We start from the raw sequence: 16,771 nt of genomic DNA on the forward strand, positions 1-16,771 counted from the left end.
GGACGATGCAGATCGACATGCTCGCGAAGAGGTCGTCGTACGACGAGCTCGTCGCCGCGTTCCGCCCCGGCGACGAGTCGGCGGACTTCCACGGGACGACGCTGCTGCACCAGGCGCTCGGGAACGGCGACCTGGACGCGAGGTACGCCATCGCGGCGTTCCTGCTCGACGCCGGCGCCGACCCCGCGCGACTCGGACCGGACGGCTACGGCGTGCTCCACGTCCTCTTCGGCCAGAACAAGCACGACCTGCCCCGAACCGTCGAGCTCACGCGCCGCCTGCTCGACGGCGGCGCCCGCCTGGACGTCGTCGACGACCGCCGGCACACCGTGCCGTTGCACGAGCTCGTGACCATGAAGCTCACCGATGCCGACCTCGCGCCGCTGTACGACGTCGTCCTCGCCCACCGGGACCTCGGGCTCGACGTCCGCAACGCCGCGGGGCTCACCCCGCTCGACCTCGCCCGGAACCTGCCCTATCGCGCCGACCTCGTGCGACGTCTGGAGAGCCATGACACAGCGACCTGAGTACCTCGAGGGCGCCGGGGGCGTCATCGCCTCGCGCCGGATCCTCGACGGCACCGCCCGGCTGGCGTGGGCGGTGCGCGAGCGCAGCGTCAACCCGCAGGACAACGGGTGGCGGTTCTTCTCCGACGCCGACGACGACGAGTACCTCAACGACGCGTCGAACCTCGCCGTCGCCGACTTCAACACCGTGGCCAGGATCGAGCCTGCGGTGATCGGGATCTACTCCCTGCCCGTGGGCGCGGACCTGCAGCTGGTGCGCGACGGCGACCGGCGGCGCTGGGTGGACAACCACACCGGCGCGGAGGTCGCGCTGTAGCCCACGTCAGGCGAGGCGCTCGACCACGTGGTCCACGCAGGCCGTGAGCGCCTCGACGTCGGCCGGGTCGACGGCGGGGTACATCCCCACGCGCAGCTGGTTGCGGCCGAGCTTGCGGTACGGGTCGACGTCGACGATCCCGTTGTCGCGCAAGGCAGCGATGACGGCGCGGGCGTCGACGGCGTCGTCCAGGTCGATCGTGCCGACCACGGGGGAGCGCAGCGCCTCCTCGGCGACGAACGGCGTCGCCCACTCCCGGCTCTGGGCCCACGAGTACAGCACCCGCGCGCTGGCCGCGCTGCGCGCCGCCGCCCACTCCAGTCCGCCCGCCTCGCGCAACCAGTCGAGCTGTTCGACGAGCAGGACGAGCGTCGCGATCGCCGGCGTGTTGAGCGTCTGGTCCAGGCGCGAGTTCGCCAGCGCCGTCGTGAACGAGAGCGACTCCGGGATCCACCGGTCGGACGCCGCGACCGTCGCGGCGCGCTCCACCGCGGACGGCGAGACGACGGCGAACCACAGGCCGCCGTCGGAGGCGAGGACCTTCTGCGGGGCAAGGTAGTAGACGTCGGTCTCGGCGAGGTCCACGGGCACCGCACCGGCCGCGGAGGTGGCGTCGACGACGACGAGGGCTGCGTCCCCGCCCACGCGCCGCACGGGTGCGACGACGCCGGTCGAGGTCTCGTTCTGGGGCCAGGCGTACGTGTCGACGCCGTCGGTCGCCTCCGGGAGCGCGAGCCGGCCGGGCGGCACCTCGCGCACGTCCGGCTCGTCCAGGAACGGGGCGGCGCGGGTCGCGGCGGCGAACTTCGCGCCGAACTCGCCGAAGGTGGCGTGCTGGGCACGGCGAGCGACGAGCGAGCACGTGGCGACGTCCCAGAACGTGGTGCTGCCGCCGTTGCCCAGCACGACCTCGTAGCCCGCCGGGGCGCCGAGCAGGTCGAGCAGCCCCTCCTTGGCGCGGGCCACCAGCCGGCGCACGGGCGCCTGGCGGTGGGACGTCCCGAGGACCGTGCGGCCGAGCGCCGCCAGCATGTCGACCTGGGCGGGACGGACCTTGCTGGGACCGGAGCCGAACCGACCGTCCGCGGGGAGCAGGTGCGGCGGGATCGTGATCGCGTCCGACGTGGGCATGCCCGGGATCATCCCACCGTCGGCGCCCCGCCGGAGGTGCCGTCTCGGCCGGTGCGAGCCAGGAGCTCGGCGTGCGCGGCGAGCAGGTGGGCGGACCACCCGGCGCCGCGCCCGCAGCTGTACATGGCGGTGAACATGCGGGGGGCGACCCCGGCGGCGTCGAGCAGGATCCCGGCCCAGAACATGACGTTCGCCGTGTACGGCACGCCGCGCTCGGCCAGCGCCGCGGTCCCGGCCGCCTCGACCGCCTCCGCCGCCTCGAGCAGCGGTGCGCCGATCCGCGCGCACTCCGCGTGGAGGAGGGTCGCGCGCGGGTCGCGCCCGCGGTAGGACGGATGGCCGAACCCCATGAGGGGTCCCCGGGTCAGTGCGTGCGCGACGACGCCGGCCGGGTCGCCGGTGCGGTCGGCCTCCGTCACGAGGGCGAACGCGCGAGCGGCGGCGCCGGCGGCCAGGGGGCCGCTGGTCGCCGCCACGGCCCCTGCGAGGCACGCTGCGGCGTCGGCCCCGGTGCCGGCCATGAGCCGGGCCGCACGCGTCGACGGCGAGATGCCGTGCTCCGCGACGGCCACCCAGCAGGCGTCCAGGGCGCGCGCGTGCGCCGGGTCGGCCTCGCCGCGCCAGCGCACGAGGAACCGCTCCGCCGTCGTCGGGGCGAGCATGACCTCGCGCTGCGGGACCGCGGGAAGGTCGTCGCCGCGCGCGGACTGGGCGACGAACGACAGCGCCATGACGCTGGCCCGGGCGAGGTCCTGACGGAGCCTCGCCGCATCGAGGTCGAGCATCGGGCGGAACGCCCAGACCGGGGCCAGCTGCGCGAGGGCGCTCTGGACGTCGACGCGGGCGTCGCCCGTGCGGACCGGCAGCGGGAACGGCTCGGCCGGTGGGAGCGCGCTCCCGGTCCGGCCGTCGACGAGCAGCGCCCACACGTCCTGGAACCCGACCCGCCCGACGAGCGTCGCGAGGTCGTGGCCGCGATAGGCGAGGGACGGCAGGTCGGGATCGATCGCGGAGATCGGCGCGATCGGAAGGGCCGACTGCGGCGGTGGGTCGGGCTCGGTCATCGCAGCAGAGCCTACGGGCGCCCGGCATCGCCGCAGCCCGACCGTCGGTGAGGGGCCATAGGGTAGGACCCGGATGGCCGGCTGTGAAGGCCGGACAGGGGACGTTAGGGAAGGTGCCGCGCGCGTGAGTGACCTCATCGACACCACTGAGATGTACCTGAAGACCGTGTACGAGCTCCTCGAGGAGGGCATCGTCCCGCTCCGCGCCCGGATCGCGGAGCGGCTCGGGCACTCGGGGCCCACGGTCTCGCAGACGGTCGCCCGGATGGAGCGGGACGGCCTCGTCGTCGTGAGCGGCGACCGCCACCTCGAGCTCACCGACGAGGGCATGGCGAAGGCCACTCACGTGATGCGCAAGCACCGCCTCGCGGAGCGGCTGCTCACCGACGTCATCGGCCTCGACTGGGCGCACGTCCACGAGGAGGCGTGCCGGTGGGAGCACGTGATGAGCCAGCAGGTCGAGGAGCGGCTGGTCGGGCTGCTCGACCACCCGCACTTCGACCCGTACGGCAACCCGATCCCCGGGCTCGACGAGCTGGGCGAGCGCGGGTCGGAGTCGTTCCTCGCCGGGGTGCGTCCGGTGCTGGACGTCGCCGGCGACGACGCGCGCGAGGTGGTCGTCAAGCGGATCGGGGAGCCGTTGCAGGTGGACGTCGAGCTGCTCGCCCGGTTCGACGAGAGCGGCGTGCGCCCCGGCGCGCGGGTCACCGTGCAGCGGGACACGTCCACGTTGACGGTGCGGGCCGCCGGGTCCGACCTGGTGCTGGACCTGCCGGTCGAGCTCGCCAAGCACGTGTTCGTGGCCGACGGCGCGGCGGCAGCCAGCACTCCGTGACCGGAACGTGACATCTGCCGAGATCTTCGGGTAGTCTCCCAAACGCTCGTCGGAACCCTCCTCCGAAGAGCCCTCACGCGGTACGCCGAGCCCTGCCGCCGCACGAGGTCCAGAACGACAGACGGCAGGGACGGGGGACCCAGGTGTGACCGGGGTCCGGGCAACCGGACTCCTTGGGGTGAAGTCCCGGGTGCGGACGTACCGCACACGGGGCCGGGCGAATCCACAGTCCGAACCCGACAGCTCACCTCGCAGGCGTGTGGAGAGGCTTGCTCGTGACCAACAGTTCGACAGGCGCGCGTCATCGCGCGGCGCGCCGCCCTTCGACTCCGCTCGACGCCTTCGGCGCCACGATCACGGAGTCGATCACCGGCCCCGTCGGACGTCGCACCGCTGTCGCCGTGGCGTCCTCCGGTCTGATCCTCGGTATCGCTGCCCCGTCGGCGAGCGCAGCACCGCAGGAGACCGTCGCTCTTCCCGAGGTGAACGTCGCCTCCCTCACGCAGGACGCTCGCGACGCCCTCGCCACGGCGCCCACCGTCTCCGTCGACGCCGAGGCATCCTTCAGCTTCGCCGCCGTCGAGGTGAGCTCGGAGGCTCCGCCGGAGCCTGAGCCGGAGCCCGAGCCCGTCCGCACCGACGACACCGCGTCCCGCGGCGGCGACCGGTCGGCCGAGGCCGCCCCGGCGGCCCCCGCGGCGCCGATCGCGTCCGCGACGGCGGCTGCGGTCATCGAGATCGCCTACCGGTACATCGGCACGCCGTACGTCCACGGCGGTGCAGCCCCGGGTGGGTTCGACTGCTCGGGCTTCACCTCGTACGTGTTCGCACAGGTGGGTGTCAGCCTGCCGCGCTCGTCCTCGGCGCAGCGTTACGCGGGCACGGTCGTCTCCGCCGCCGAGGCGCAGCCGGGCGACCTCATCTGGTCCCCGGGCCACGTCGGCATCTACCTGGGCAACGGCCAGCACATCGCGGCGCGCAACTACAGCACGCCGCTTTCGGCCGGTCCGATCTACATGTCGAACCCGGTGTTCATCCGCGTTCTGTAGCACCAGGCAGCGGCGACGGCGCCTCTGCACGCACGACGGCCCGTTCCCTCAGGGAGCGGGCCGTCGTCGTCCCTGCCCGCATCGCGCGTGCACGTGCGCGCGGCAGCCCTCGCGCGTCGTCTCATCGGCGACACGTCGGCCGCGAGTCGCTAGCGACGGTGCTTGCGGAGGGGCACACTGGTGGTCAAGGAACGACCAAGACGGTGAAGGAGTTCGGTCATGAGCCACGAACCGGTCGTGCTCGTCGGCGTCGACGGCTCCGCACCGAGCCTGCATGCCCTGGACTGGGCTGCGGCCGAGGCCGTGCAGCGGCGCTGGCGGCTCCACGTCGTCTGCGCGTACTCGCTGCCGTCGTTCACGGCGGCGTCTCTCGACGGCGGATATGCGGCGCTCGACGACGGCGCCATCCGGGACGGCGCCCGGGCGGTGCTCGACGAGTCGGTGGCCCGGGTCGCCGGCTGCGGCGTCGAGGTCACGCACGCGCTCGAGACGGGTGACGCCGCCGGCGTCCTCATCGACCTGTCCCGGCAGGCGGGCCTCGCCGTGGTCGGCACGCGCGGGGGCGGTGGGTTCGCGGACCGGCTGCTGGGCACCGTGTCGTCGGCCCTGCCGGCGCACGCGCACTGCCCTGTCGTCGTCGTCCCGCACCGCGAGGACGACGCTGCGCTGCTCATGCCGCCCAAGCGGATGGTGGTCGGCGTCGACGGGTCGCCCAGCGCGCGGTGCGCGCTCGAGCGGGCCGTCGAGGAGGCGGCGTTGTGGGAGGCGGAGCTGACCGCTGTCGTCGGGGTCCCCCTCGCGAGCGGCGCCGGCATGCTCGCCTGGCTCCCGGCCGCCGTCGACCGCGACCAGGTGCTCGCCGACGTCACGGAAGGGCTCAACGTCGCCGTCGAGCAGGCCACGCAGGGCACGTCCGTCACCGTCAAGCGGCACGCCCTCGACGGCAGCGGCGCCGAGCTGCTCACGGAGTTCTCGACGGCGGTGGACCTGGTGATCGTGGGATCGCGCGGCCGCGGCGGGTTCGCCGGGATGCTGCTGGGCTCGACGAGCCAGGCGGTGCTGCACCACGCGGCCTGCCCCGTGCTCGTGGTCCCGAACCGGTCCAAGGACGAGGGCATCCCGCCGGCGCGCGTGCCCTGGACGCGTCGCTGACGCGTCCGGTCTCGGCTGCGGGCGGAGTGCCTGACCATCGATCGGCCGAGCGGGCACGTGTGCCCGATCCGCCAGCGTTCGTGCGCGGGGGCACCACGCCTTCGGCCCGCAGCGGGGACTGGCTACCCTGACAGGGTGAGGCGCATGCTGACGAGTGCCGGCGAGCTTCTCGCCGGGAGCCGGCGCTGGCGTGCGGGTGCGCTCATCGTCGCCGCGCTCATCCTCGGCGTCGTGACCATGCATGCGATGAGCGGATCGTCGAACGCTCACCTCCCACCGGCTGCCGCGGTGATCGCCACGAGCGACCACCACCACCTCATCCCCGCCCCGGTCGAAGGAGAACACGCCTCGGCGGCGACGTCGGCCGAGTGCGCCGACGGAAGCTGCGCCGGCCATGAGCTGGTCACGGCGATGTGCCTGATGGTGCTTGTTGCGCTCCTTGCGCTCGCGATCCCGGGAGCGCGAGCCATCGCGGCTTCGGGGAGTTCCTGGGCGCACGTCCTGCACCGGGCCCCACCCTGTTCGCGCCCGACCGCCGGGCCGTCGCTGCACGCGCTGGGCATCTCTCGGACGTAGAGCCACGCCGTCGTCGACGCGCTAAGGCGTCGACCGTTACGCGAACCCGAGGGGTTCGCGCGTGGTTCCCTCCGAATGTGAAAGGCCCAATATGAATAGCAAGCGCATGCTTCTGCCCGCCATCGTCCTCGCGACCGCTGTGAGCGTGGCGGCGTGCTCGAACGGCGAGGAGCCGTCTCATGACATGTCGGACATGTCGAGTGCTCCCGCGAGCTCCGGAGAGACAGCCGGCCAGGAGCAGGACGTCAACGACGCGGACGTGGTGTTCGCGCAGATGATGATCCCGCACCACGCCCAGGCGATCGAGATGGCCGACCTCATCCTCGGCAAGGCGGACATCCGACCCGAGGTCACCGACCTGGCTCTTGAGATCAAGGAGGCACAGGGGCCAGAGATCTCCCAGCTCGCTCAGTGGCTGGGGGAGTGGGGGGCGGAGGAGACCGCTCCCGAAGAGATGGATCACGGGCCGATGGACGGGATGATGAGCGAGGAGGACATGCAAGCCCTCGAGAGCGCCCAAGGCGCGGAAGCCGAGCGGCTCTTCCTCGAGCAGATGATCGTCCACCACGAGGGCGCCATCGAGATGGCTGAGACCCAGCTCGAGGACGGTCTGCACGAGCCCGTCCACAGGATGGCCCAGGACATCGTCGACACCCAGCAGGCTGAGATCTCCACCATGGAGCAGCTGCTCGCCACGACGTGACGCACGGGCCGGGGACACGCCGAGCGTGTCCCCGGCCCCGAGCTCAAGCGCGCAGCGCGTCCTCCAGGGCGTCCAGGCCGGTGTGCAGGTCCGCCTCGGAGACGACCAGGGGCGGTGCGAGCCGGATCGTCGCCCCGTGCGTGTCCTTCGCGAGCACGCCCCGGGCGAGCAGGCGCTCGCACAGGCCGCGACCGGTGATCCCGGCGTCCGCCGGCACGTCGATCCCGGCCCACAGCCCGGCGGTCCGCACCGCGGCGAGCAGCCCGGCGCGCTGCATCTCCTCGAGCCGGGCCGCCATCACTGCGCCGAGCTCAGCGGCCCGCGCCTGCAGGTCGCCCGGCTCCAGGAGCCGGCACACGGCGATCCCGACGGCGCAGGCCAGCGGGTTCCCCCCGAACGTCGAGCCGTGGGTGCCCGGCGTGAGCACGCCGAGGACGTCCGCGCGTCCCACGACCGCCGACACGGGCAGCACCCCGCCGCCGAGCGCCTTCCCGAGCGTCACCAGGTCCGCGCGGACGCCGACGCGGTCGGCGGCCAGCGTGGTGCCGGTCCGCCCGAGCCCCGACTGGATCTCGTCGAGCACGAGCAGGACTCCGGCCGCCGCCGTGACGTCGCGGACGCGGGGGAGGTAGTCGGCGGGCGGGACGACGACGCCGGACTCGCCCTGGATCGGCTCGAGCAGGACCGCCACGGTGTGCTCGTCGATCGCGGCGGCGACGGCGTCGGCGTCGCCGTACGGGACGACGCGGAACCCCGGTGTGTACGGGCCGAACCCGTCGCGGGCGTCCGGATCCGTCGAGAACGAGACGATCGTCGTCGTCCGCCCGTGGAACGCGCCGGCGGCGACCACGATCGTCGCGCGTTCTGGGGCCACCCCGCGCACGTCGTACCCCCACTTGCGGGACACCTTGATCGCGGTCTCGACCGCCTCCGCCCCGGTGTTCATCGGCAGCAGCATCTGGGTCCCCGTGAGAGCCGTGACGGCGTCGGCGAACGGGACGAGCAGGTCGTGGTCGAAGGCCCGCGAGGTCAGGGTCAGGCGGTCCAGCTGGTCGTGGGCGGCCGCGAGCAGGGCGGGGTGGCCGTGACCGAAGTTGAGCGCCGAGTACCCGGCGAGGAAGTCCAGGTAGGCGCGGCCCTGCGCATCGCGCACCCAGGCGCCGTCGCCGGAGTGCAGCGTGACCGGCAGGGGTGCGTAGTTGTGGGCGAGGACCTCCCGGCCGGGGGCCGTGGACCCCGTGGCGAGGCGCACGTCGGCGGTCATGCGGGCACCCCCGCCTCGCGGATCTCGAGCGTGCAGCACTTCGCACCGCCGCCGCCCTTGAGGAGCTCCGAGGTGTCGACGGCGATCGGCGTCAGGCCGCGCTCGCGCAGCTGCTCCGCGAACGTCGAGGCGCCGGGGGCGTGGACCACGTGCTCGCCGTCGCTGACGGCGTTGAGCCCGAGGTGCGCCGCGTCGTCGTCGCCGACGATGATCGCGTCCGGGAAGAGGCGGTGCAGGACCGCCCGGCTGCCGGGGGAGAACGCGGGTGGGTGGTACGCGACGAGGTCGTCGTCGAGCACCGTGAGCGCCGTGTCCAGGTGGTAGAAGCGCGGGTCGACGAGCTGCAGCGAGATGACCGGGAGGCCGAACACCTCCTGCGCCTCGGCGTGCGCCGCGCGGTCCGTGCGGAAGCCGGTGCCGGCCAGGATGTAGCGGCCGGCCAGGAGGAGGTCGCCCTCGCCCTCGTTGGTCAGCTGGGCGCGCACGGTGCGGAACCCGGCGTCGGCGAACCACTTCTCGTAGGCGGGCCCCTCGGCCGCGCGTTCGGCGTAGTGGAATCGTGCGGTGTAGCAGACCCCGTCGATGACGGTGGCGCCGTTCGCGGCGTAGACCATGTCCGGGCACCCGGGTAGCGGCTCGATGACGTCGACCCGGTGGCCGAGCTCGAGATAGAGGTCGCGCAGGCGTTCCCACTGGGCGAGCGCTGTGGCCGGATCGGTCGGCACGCCGGCGTGCATCCAGGGGTTGATCTCGTAGCTGACCGTGTAGTGCGTGGGTGGGCACATCAGGTAGCGGCGAGAGCGGACTCGGGGCATGGGTGACCTCCTCGTCGTTCGTGAGCCGATGCTAAGCCGCCGGACGCGTCAGCGCGCGGATCCTTCGGCAAACCTGTGGCGCGGCGCGCCAGGGCAGGCGGCCGGAGCTCACGGCGCGGCCCATCCGGGCGAGAGCGAGGGCGGCCATCGCGCGGCCGGACGCGCTCGTCGCACGACGCGTCGCGCGGGGCGGGAGAACGGCGAGCCACGCGTCGTACGACCAGGTCACGAGCGACGACGACGGCGCCGCGTCCGTGCCGTGCGGTCGCACCGTCAGGGTGGAGGTGCCCAGGAGCACCGGGCCGTGCTTGACGTACGTGGCCACCCCGACGGCGTCGTCGTCCGGCTCCCGCCAGACTGTGAGCTCCATCCGGTCGCGCAGCACGCCGAGCGAGAGCGCGCTGTACCGGGCTCCCGGGTGGGGGCGTCGCGGGCCCTGGACCCGGGTGAACGGGATCCATCTGTCGTGCCGGGGCAGGTCGGTCACCAGCGCGAACGCGTCGGCGGGCGGCAGGGCCAGGACGCGGCTGACGGCGGCGGGCACCGCGCCATTCTCGCCCGGTAGGCTGGCCCTCGCCCAGCGGCAGACCGCGCGGCGTCACCGGCGCCCGTGATCCGCCCCCGTAGCTCAGGGGATAGAGCAACCGCCTCCTAAGCGGTAGGTCGCGCGTTCGAATCGCGCCGGGGGCACGGGCCGGGGTGAGTCAGGTGGTCCACGGTGACCACGACGCCGTCCGAGCCCGGAGGTCCCATGCCGACGACGAGCCCGTGCCTCCTCATCGATCTCGACGACACGCTCGTCGAGCGGACCGCCGCGTTCACGCGCTGGGCGCGCGACGTCGTCGGCGAGGTCGACGGCAGCCCCGCCGACCTCGCCTGGCTCGTCGAGGCGGACGCCTCCGGGTACACGCCCCGGGCGGACCTCGCCGGGCGGATGCGCGACCGGTTCGCCCTGGAGGAGCCGGTCGACGCGCTCGTCGACCGGCTGCTGTACGAGCACGTCCGCTACGTCACGCCCGCCGACGGCGTCGTCGCCCGGCTCGACGCGCTGCGCTCCGCGGGCTGGCGCGTCGTCGTGGTCACGAACGGGACCGAGCGCCAGCAGGCGATGAAGCTGGACGGGACGGGGCTCGGCGAGCTGGTCGACGGGGTCGTCGTGTCCGAGGCGGTCGGCGTGGCCAAGCCGGACGCGCGGATCTTCACGCGCGCTCTCGAGGTCGCTGGCGCAGCGACCGAGGGCGGCTGGATGGTGGGGGACCATCCGCGCGCCGACGTCGAGGGCGGCCGGGCCGCCGGGCTGCTGACGGGCTGGGTGAGCCGGGGCCGCGAGTGGGTCGGCGGCTCGGAGCCGACGGTGACGGCGCGCACGACGGCGCTCGTGCTCGACGCCGTCGCCGACGCCGTCGCGGCGGCGTGAGGCGGTCGGTCGGTCACGTCCGCAGGCTGCTGGCGATCCGGACGAGGTCGTCCTCGGGCGGCGACCCGGGCAGCCCGAGCTCGCCGAGCACGAGGAAGAGGAACGTCCCTGAGCCGTCGGGGTACGGCACACCCCGGACGATGAGCATTGCCTCCGGGGCGTCGCACGGGTCGTCCGACGGGCGCATCGCGACCCCGGCGAAGACGGTGGCCCACTCGCCGCCGTCGTCCACCTCGTCGAGCGTGAGCCGCGGCGAGCGTCCGGGGTAGAAGTGTTGGGCGGCGCGCTCCGCCTCGGCGGCGACCGCCTCGTGGGCGTCGGTGGTCTCGTCCGTCCACGTGACGAGCGCGAGCGCCGTCACGAGCGAGGGATCGTCCGGGCAGAAGCCGCGTCCGTGGACGGGACGCGGGGTCTCGGCGTCGCCCTCGCCGACGATGTCGATCTCCCACGACGGCGGCACCGAGAACGTGCCGTTGCCGAACGACACGTCCTGCCAGGCGCCGTCGTCGGGACCGGCGGAGGGCGACTCGGACGGCGTCGTCGTCATCTCCTCTCCGGAGCCGGCCGACGGCTCGCCGGGCGGGTCCTGAGACACCGAGGACTCCTCGCCGCCCGGGGCCTCCGGCGACCCCGCACCGCCCGCGCATCCGGCGAGCAGGGCCGCCCCGAGCGCTGCGGCCACCGCGACCGTCCCGCCCGCACGTCGTCGTCGTCGTCGCCCCACCGTGTTCTCCCCGCTCTCGCGCCGTTCGCGGTCCGACCGAGCCGCGCTGCAGGCACGGTACGAGTGCGCGGTTGCGCGTCCCTTGCACGAGACGCGCCACCCTGCCGGGCGACGCAGCGCGCGTGCAGCGCCCTCTTCCGCAGGGGCAGGACCGCTGCTACGGTCGCGTTTGCAACGTGGCAATACTCATCGATCAGGGGAGCGACGACGATGTCGTGGACACGGAGCAGGACGATCCTCGCGGCGCTGGCGGCCGCGACGGTCAGCGGGTTGATGGCCGCCGCGCCGGCGGCGGCCGACGCACCGGGGGAGTACGTGCACACCCCGGCGGGCCCGGACGAGAGCAACATCTACGCCCGCACGATCGCGCTGGAGCACGCCGGCGAGCTGAACGGCCGGCTGCTCATGACGTTCGAGCGCGACAACCCGACCGGCGGTCCGATCGAGCTGATCGTCAAGAGCAGCGACGACGACGGCGCCACCTGGGAGACGCTCAGCACCGTGGCGGACGAGCGCGACGCCACGCCCGTCTCGCGCATGTGGCAGCCCGAGCTGTTCGAGTTCCCGACCGCTCTGGGCGAGCATCCCGCCGGGACGCTCATGCTCGTCGCGAACCTGGTGCCGGCCGACGGCTCCGTCACCGAGTTCTTCTCCTGGTACTCCCACGACCACGGCGCCACGTGGGAGCCCGGCGCCGTCGTCCAGACGGGCGGTACGTTCGGCCGCGGCATCTGGGAGCCGCACCTCGTGCTCGACCGGCGCGGCGCCCTCCAGATGTACTTCGCCGACGAACGCTCGGCGCCGGAGCACAGCCAGATGATCGTGCACGTCACGTCGCGCGACGGTGGCGCGACGTGGAGCGACGTCACGCGGGACGTCGCCAGCGCGTTGCCGGGCGACCGCCCCGGGATGCCGAGCGTGACGCGGATGGGCGCACGGGGCGACTACGTGCTGTCCTACGAGATCTGCGGCCGCGCGCACTGCAACGTGCACGTCAAGACCTCGCGCGACGGCGCCCGCTGGGGCGACCCGGCCGACGTCGGGCCTCAGGTCCGCACCGAGGACGGTCGCTACCCGGGCCACAGCCCGTTCGTCACGTGGGTCCCGAACGCGGACGGCGGTCAGCTCGTGCTGTCGGCGCAGCGCGTGTTCTCCGAGGTGGGCGACGCCCCCGCACCGGAGGACTACCGCGCGCTCTTCCTCAACGACGGCGACGTCGACGGCCCGTGGGACTGGGCCCCCGCGCCGTGGACCGTGAGCAACGCCTCGCCGGGCTGCAACGCCAACTACAGCCCGCACGTCATGCCGGCCGGAGCGCCGGGCGACGTCCGCCTCACCGCACCGACCAGCTTCGGTGCGGCGGGACCGTGCGCGGAGGCCACCGGCGTCGCACAGGTCGGGACGATGCCGTTCGCGTCGGCGTTCGGGGAACGTGGGGAGGCCGGCTGGATCACGTACGGCGGCAGCTGGCAGGTCGACGGCGACGTGTACCGGCAGACGGACGCGAGCGGCTTCCCCAAGGCGGTCACCGGGTCGACCGGGTGGACCGACTACACGGTCCGCACCGAGATCATGGTCGGCCCGCAGACCGTCGACGCCGGACTCCTCGCCCGGGTGAGCGACCCGGCGGAAGGGCCGGACTCGCACCACGGCTACTACGCCGGCGTCGACCCGGTCGGGGGGCGGATCTTCCTCGCGCGCCAGGACTACGCGTACATGGAGCTGGCGGGCGTGAGCGTGCCCGGCGGCATCGCCCGCGAGACGTGGCACGAGCTGGAGCTCACGGTCGTCGACACCCGCCGCGGCGTGCGACTCGAGGCGACCTGGCGCCCGGCGAGCGGCGAGGAGGTCACGGTCACGGCGCTCGACCCCTACGACTCGTTCACCAGCGGCATGGTCGGGCTCCGCAGCCATGACGGCGAGGTCGCGTTCCGCTCCGTCACCGTCGAGCCCGCCTGACACCGGAGGATGGTCACCGTCCGCGACGTCGCCGCTCGGGCCGGCGTCTCGCCGCGGACGGTGTCCAACGTCGTCAACGAGCATCCCCACGTGAGCGCCGAGACCCGGCGGCGGGTCGAGCTCGCCATCTCCGAGACCGGCTACCGGCCGAACCTGACGGCGCGCTCGCTGCGCCAGGGGCGGTCCGGCCTCATCGGCCTGGTGGTCCCCGAGGTCGACGTCCCGTACTTCGCGGAGCTCACGCGGGCGTTCATCGACGTGCTCGGCGAGGAGTACACGCTCGTCGTCGACCAGACCGACGGACGCCCCGAGCGGGAGCGGGACGTCGTGTTCCACCGCGGGCGCGCCGGGCTCTTCGACGGCCTGATCCTCAACCCGCTCCAGCTGGGCGCGGACGAGCTCGCCCGCCGGGGACCCGGTACGCCGCTCGTCCTCATCGGCGAGCAGGTCACGTCCGAGCTGTTCGACCACGTCGTCATCGACAACGTGGAGGCCGCCCGGGAGGCCGTGCGCCACCTCACGTCCCAGGGGCGGCGACGGATCGCCGTCGTCGGCGGCGAGCGCGAGTCCTGGACGCACACGACGATGCTGCGTGCCCAGGGCTACCGGGAGGCCCTGGAGGAGGCCGGGCTGCCGTACCGGGACGGGCTCGACGCGCGGACCGGGGCGCTCCACCGCGCCGACGGCGCCCGCGCGATGGCGCACCTGCTGAGCTCGGGCGAGCGGCCGGACGCCGTGTTCTGCCTCAACGACCTCGTCGCGCTCGGCGCGTTGCGCACGCTGGCGACCGCGGGCGTGCGGGTGCCCGACGACGTCGCCGTGGTCGGGTTCGACGACGTCGAGGACGGCCGGTTCAGCACGCCGACGCTCACCACCGTCGCTCCGGACAAGGCGCAGATCGCACGCCTCGCGGTCGAGCGGCTCCGGCTGCGGATGGCGGGCGACACCTCGCCCGGCGCCACGATCGTCGCCGACCATCGGCTCGTCGTCCGGGAGAGCACGGCCGGCCCGGCACGGGCGGAGCAGGAACGACGACGGCGCCCGCCACCCTCGTGAGGTGACGGGCGCCGTCGTCGTCGTTCGAGCGCGCTCAGCCCTGCGCGCTGAGCCAGCCGGCGAGCCGGTCCGGCCGGTCGGTGATGATGCCGTCCACGCCGATCTCGAGGAGCTGCGCCCACTCGTGCGGCTCGTTCGGCGTCCACACCATGCACTGCATGCCGGCTGCCCGGATCTTCCCCGGCAGCTCCGGACGCTCGAGCACGAGCGGGAACTGCGGGTTGAGGGCAGTGACGCCGAGCTCGGCCGCGAGGGCGAGCACCTCGTCGTCGATCCTCTGCACGAGGAAGCCGCGCGGCTCGTTCGGGACGATCTCACCGAGCATCCGCAGGATGTCCGGGTAGAACGTCTGGGCGAGCACCCGGTCCGCGATGCCCGCCTCGGCGACCTGCGTGAGCAGGCGCTCCAGCGGCTCGCGGTCCCACGGCGCCTTGATCTCCAGCAGCATCCCCACCTCGGGGTGGCTGACGAAGAAGTCCACCGTCTCGGCCCACATCGGCATGCGCGTCCCGGCGAACGACGCGTCGAACCACGCCCCGGCGTCGATCCGGCCGATCTCCTCCGTGTCCAGGTCAGCGACCAGACCCTGCGCGTTGCTCGTCCGGTCGACGGTGGTGTCGTGGACGAGCACACCCTCGCCGTCCGCGGTCATCCGGACGTCGACCTCGATCATGGCGACCTCGGCTCGCGCGGCCGCCGCGTAGGCGACGAGCGTGTTCTCCGGCGCGACCGACGAGTTCCCGCGGTGCGCGATGACGAGCGGAGCACTCACAGGTACGGCTCGATGTTCTCGGAGTACGCCCGCTCGAGCTTCGTCGTGACGTCCGGCCACACGTCCTCGGCGTTCGCGCCGTTGAGGACGAGCTGCTCGATGCCGTCGGTGATGATCTGGTCACCGCCCGGCGTGAACACGCGCACCCAGTCCTGCGTCCGCGTCTTCTCCTGCAGCTGGTCGACAGACGTGCGGAACTGCGGCGTCTCCTCGTAGAGGGCACCCATGACGTCGCCGTCGATGGCGGAGGTCCGCACCGGCATGTACCCAGTCGCCGAGGAGAACTCGGCGGTGCGGTCGGTGTCGGACAGGAACGCCAGGAACATCGCCGCCGCGAGCTGCTGCTCCGGGGTGCGGTCCTTAGCGATCGCGACGCCGGTGCCACCGGTCGGCACGTTCGGGCCGGCGACCGGACCGTCCGGCAGGTACGCCGTGCCGAGCTCGAACTGCGCGAGCTCGAGGTGCCCGGTCAGCGAGCCGGTCGACCCGATGAGCGAGGCGAAGATGCCCGCCTGGAAGTCCGCGTTGGTGTCCGTCCCGAAGCCGGCGAACGCGTTCTCGCCGTGGTACATCTCCGCGACGAAGTTGCCGGCCGCGAGCGACTCCTCCGAGTCCAGCGTGACCGTCCACTCGTCGCTCATCTGGGCGCCGAGGCCCCAGCTGATGTTCGAGTACCACCAGCCGGACCAGGACGGACCGATGCTCAGGCCGAGCGGGGCGCCGTCGGCCGGGATGTGCGCCCGGATCGCGGGGCCCCACTCCTGCAGCTCCTCCCACGTCTCCGGACCGCGGTCGGGCAGGCCGGCCGCAGCCCAGACGTCCTTGTTGTAGTAGAAGAGCGGCGTCGACCGGGCGTAGGGCGCGGCGTAGTGCAGGCCCTCGTACTCGTAGTCGCTGTAGAGCGTCTCCACGAAGTCGGACGTGTCCACCTCGAGGAACTCGAAGACGTCGTCGACGGGGATGATCTGGCCGTTGACGAAGTAGCGGAACCACCACACGTCGCTGGCGCCCACGAGGTCAGGGATCTCGTCGGTGCCCGCGGCGGCCTGGAACCGCTGCGCGATCTCGTCGTAGTTCGCACCCGCGGTGACGAGCTCGACCTCGATGTCCGGGTGCTCCTCGTTGAACGCAGCGATGAAGGACTCCTCGAGCTCCTTCGTGTTCCCGGGGTGGTTGCTCCACCACGTGATCTTCGAGGCGGGCTCGACGCTCGACCAGTCGGTCGCGTCCGACGTCGCGGTCCCGTCGTCGCCGCCGACGCTCGGCCCGCCGCACGCCGCGACGAGGCCGCCGGCAGCGCCGACACCCCCGATGCGGAGCACGTCACGGCGGGAGGGGGTCCAGGTCGCCCGCGCTCCACGGGACGGCGTCCACAGCCCGGACGGGCGGCGGGAGGTGGGGGACGGCATGG

At 73.3% G+C, this 16,771-nt stretch carries 18 protein-coding genes, 1 tRNA gene and 1 riboswitch; of the genes, 11 read left to right on the top strand and 8 right to left on the bottom strand.

What is annotated here, in order from left to right; all coding sequences use genetic code 11:
• Positions 1-5 precede the first annotated feature (5 nt).
• Positions 6-527: an ankyrin repeat domain-containing protein gene (locus tag BCAV_RS21410; RefSeq protein ID WP_012725919.1), complete on the top strand. Its 522-nt coding sequence runs from the start codon at positions 6-8 to the stop codon at positions 525-527.
• A complete protein-coding gene (locus tag BCAV_RS04410; protein ID WP_012725920.1) occupies positions 511-843 on the top strand; it encodes a DUF2185 domain-containing protein in 333 nt (110 codons plus the stop codon). Before BCAV_RS21410 ends, BCAV_RS04410 begins: the two co-directional genes overlap by 17 nt.
• A gap of 6 nt (positions 844-849) precedes the next feature.
• On the opposite strand, the gene serC is transcribed toward BCAV_RS04410, so the two are convergent.
• Together serC and BCAV_RS04420 are read right to left on the bottom strand one after the other, a co-directional pair.
• Positions 850-1,974: a phosphoserine transaminase gene (gene serC / locus BCAV_RS04415; protein ID WP_050761631.1), complete on the bottom strand. Its 1,125-nt coding sequence runs from the start codon at positions 1,972-1,974 to the stop codon at positions 850-852.
• Between the two features lie 8 nt (positions 1,975-1,982).
• Positions 1,983-3,038 (bottom strand): citrate synthase, encoded by a 1,056-nt coding sequence (locus tag BCAV_RS04420; RefSeq protein WP_012725922.1) that lies wholly within the window; start codon positions 3,036-3,038, stop codon positions 1,983-1,985.
• Between the two features lie 124 nt (positions 3,039-3,162).
• Between BCAV_RS04420 and BCAV_RS04425 the strand changes: the two genes are divergently transcribed.
• The 5 genes from BCAV_RS04425 (at position 3,163) to BCAV_RS04445 (ending at position 7,353) form a co-directional block, all read left to right on the top strand.
• Complete coding sequence (locus tag BCAV_RS04425; protein WP_012725923.1) at positions 3,163-3,873, top strand: iron-dependent transcriptional repressor DtxR; 711 nt, start codon at positions 3,163-3,165, stop codon at positions 3,871-3,873.
• 105 nt (positions 3,874-3,978) lie between these two features.
• Positions 3,979-4,145: riboswitch (cyclic di-AMP (ydaO/yuaA leader) on the top strand.
• A 3-nt stretch (positions 4,146-4,148) separates the two neighbouring features.
• Complete coding sequence (locus tag BCAV_RS04430) at positions 4,149-4,922, top strand: C40 family peptidase (RefSeq protein ID WP_012725924.1); 774 nt, start codon at positions 4,149-4,151, stop codon at positions 4,920-4,922.
• Between the two features lie 219 nt (positions 4,923-5,141).
• Entirely contained in the window at positions 5,142-6,074 is a 933-nt protein-coding gene (locus BCAV_RS04435; RefSeq protein WP_012725925.1) for a universal stress protein, read from the top strand.
• A gap of 135 nt (positions 6,075-6,209) precedes the next feature.
• On the top strand, positions 6,210-6,650 hold the full coding sequence (locus BCAV_RS04440) for a hypothetical protein (RefSeq protein ID WP_144016707.1): 441 nt from the start codon (positions 6,210-6,212) through the stop codon (positions 6,648-6,650).
• 91 nt (positions 6,651-6,741) lie between these two features.
• Complete coding sequence (locus BCAV_RS04445; protein ID WP_012725926.1) at positions 6,742-7,353, top strand: DUF305 domain-containing protein; 612 nt, start codon at positions 6,742-6,744, stop codon at positions 7,351-7,353.
• A gap of 43 nt (positions 7,354-7,396) precedes the next feature.
• Here the strand turns inward: BCAV_RS04445 and rocD are convergent, their stop codons facing one another.
• From rocD to BCAV_RS21415, 3 genes are read right to left on the bottom strand one after another with little or no spacing between them, the layout of a single operon-like run.
• Positions 7,397-8,617, bottom strand: a complete 1,221-nt coding sequence (gene rocD / locus BCAV_RS04450; protein WP_012725927.1) for an ornithine--oxo-acid transaminase — start codon at positions 8,615-8,617, stop codon at positions 7,397-7,399.
• Positions 8,614-9,432, bottom strand: a complete 819-nt coding sequence (gene ddaH, locus BCAV_RS04455; protein WP_012725928.1) for a dimethylargininase — start codon at positions 9,430-9,432, stop codon at positions 8,614-8,616. The genes rocD and ddaH overlap by 4 nt, the downstream gene beginning before the upstream one ends.
• 31 nt (positions 9,433-9,463) lie before the next feature.
• Positions 9,464-9,976, bottom strand: coding sequence for an SRPBCC family protein (locus tag BCAV_RS21415; RefSeq protein WP_012725929.1), 513 nt, complete (start codon positions 9,974-9,976; stop codon positions 9,464-9,466).
• A gap of 73 nt (positions 9,977-10,049) precedes the next feature.
• Here BCAV_RS21415 and BCAV_RS04465 point away from each other — a divergent pair.
• Both BCAV_RS04465 and BCAV_RS04470 read left to right on the top strand, forming a co-directional pair.
• Positions 10,050-10,122 (top strand) — tRNA-Arg (locus BCAV_RS04465).
• Positions 10,123-10,183: 61 nt separating this feature from the next.
• The gene (locus BCAV_RS04470) at positions 10,184-10,849 is read left to right on the top strand and encodes an HAD family hydrolase (RefSeq protein ID WP_012725930.1); all 666 of its coding nucleotides are present in this window, start codon (positions 10,184-10,186) and stop codon (positions 10,847-10,849) included.
• Between the two features lie 13 nt (positions 10,850-10,862).
• Here the strand turns inward: BCAV_RS04470 and BCAV_RS04475 are convergent, their stop codons facing one another.
• The gene (locus BCAV_RS04475) at positions 10,863-11,573 is read right to left on the bottom strand and encodes a DUF8017 domain-containing protein (protein WP_144016708.1); all 711 of its coding nucleotides are present in this window, start codon (positions 11,571-11,573) and stop codon (positions 10,863-10,865) included.
• A gap of 210 nt (positions 11,574-11,783) precedes the next feature.
• On the opposite strand from BCAV_RS04475, the gene BCAV_RS04480 reads away from it, so the two are divergent.
• Complete coding sequence (locus BCAV_RS04480; protein WP_012725932.1) at positions 11,784-13,532, top strand: exo-alpha-sialidase; 1,749 nt, start codon at positions 11,784-11,786, stop codon at positions 13,530-13,532.
• A gap of 9 nt (positions 13,533-13,541) precedes the next feature.
• Positions 13,542-14,588 carry a LacI family DNA-binding transcriptional regulator gene (locus BCAV_RS04485; protein WP_012725933.1) on the top strand — a complete coding sequence of 349 codons (1,047 nt, stop codon included), beginning with the start codon at positions 13,542-13,544 and terminating at the stop codon, positions 14,586-14,588.
• Between the two features lie 34 nt (positions 14,589-14,622).
• Here BCAV_RS04485 and BCAV_RS04490 read toward each other — a convergent pair whose 3' ends face one another.
• Together BCAV_RS04490 and BCAV_RS04495 are read right to left on the bottom strand one after the other, a co-directional pair.
• Positions 14,623-15,360 (bottom strand): glycerophosphodiester phosphodiesterase, encoded by a 738-nt coding sequence (locus tag BCAV_RS04490; RefSeq protein ID WP_012725934.1) that lies wholly within the window; start codon positions 15,358-15,360, stop codon positions 14,623-14,625.
• Positions 15,357-16,769 (bottom strand): ABC transporter substrate-binding protein, encoded by a 1,413-nt coding sequence (locus BCAV_RS04495; protein WP_012725935.1) that lies wholly within the window; start codon positions 16,767-16,769, stop codon positions 15,357-15,359. Before BCAV_RS04495 ends, BCAV_RS04490 begins: the two co-directional genes overlap by 4 nt.
• Positions 16,770-16,771: the final 2 nt, after the last annotated feature.

The sequence above is a fragment of the Beutenbergia cavernae DSM 12333 genome (assembly GCF_000023105.1).
GTDB classification, from domain to species: domain Bacteria; phylum Actinomycetota; class Actinomycetes; order Actinomycetales; family Beutenbergiaceae; genus Beutenbergia; species Beutenbergia cavernae.

Coding starts and splice junctions, on each gene's coding strand:
- BCAV_RS21410 (WP_012725919.1), top strand. CDS start 6: ATGCAGATCGACATGCTCGCGAAGAGGTCGTCGTACGACGAGCTCGTC.
- BCAV_RS04410 (WP_012725920.1), top strand. CDS start 511: ATGACACAGCGACCTGAGTACCTCGAGGGCGCCGGGGGCGTCATCGCC.
- serC (WP_050761631.1), bottom strand. CDS start 1,974: ATGCCCACGTCGGACGCGATCACGATCCCGCCGCACCTGCTCCCCGCG.
- BCAV_RS04420 (WP_012725922.1), bottom strand. CDS start 3,038: ATGACCGAGCCCGACCCACCGCCGCAGTCGGCCCTTCCGATCGCGCCG.
- BCAV_RS04435 (WP_012725925.1), top strand. CDS start 5,142: ATGAGCCACGAACCGGTCGTGCTCGTCGGCGTCGACGGCTCCGCACCG.
- BCAV_RS04445 (WP_012725926.1), top strand. CDS start 6,742: ATGAATAGCAAGCGCATGCTTCTGCCCGCCATCGTCCTCGCGACCGCT.
- rocD (WP_012725927.1), bottom strand. CDS start 8,617: ATGACCGCCGACGTGCGCCTCGCCACGGGGTCCACGGCCCCCGGCCGG.
- ddaH (WP_012725928.1), bottom strand. CDS start 9,432: ATGCCCCGAGTCCGCTCTCGCCGCTACCTGATGTGCCCACCCACGCAC.
- BCAV_RS04470 (WP_012725930.1), top strand. CDS start 10,184: ATGCCGACGACGAGCCCGTGCCTCCTCATCGATCTCGACGACACGCTC.
- BCAV_RS04480 (WP_012725932.1), top strand. CDS start 11,784: ATGTCGTGGACACGGAGCAGGACGATCCTCGCGGCGCTGGCGGCCGCG.
- BCAV_RS04485 (WP_012725933.1), top strand. CDS start 13,542: ATGGTCACCGTCCGCGACGTCGCCGCTCGGGCCGGCGTCTCGCCGCGG.
- BCAV_RS04495 (WP_012725935.1), bottom strand. CDS start 16,769: ATGCCGTCCCCCACCTCCCGCCGCCCGTCCGGGCTGTGGACGCCGTCC.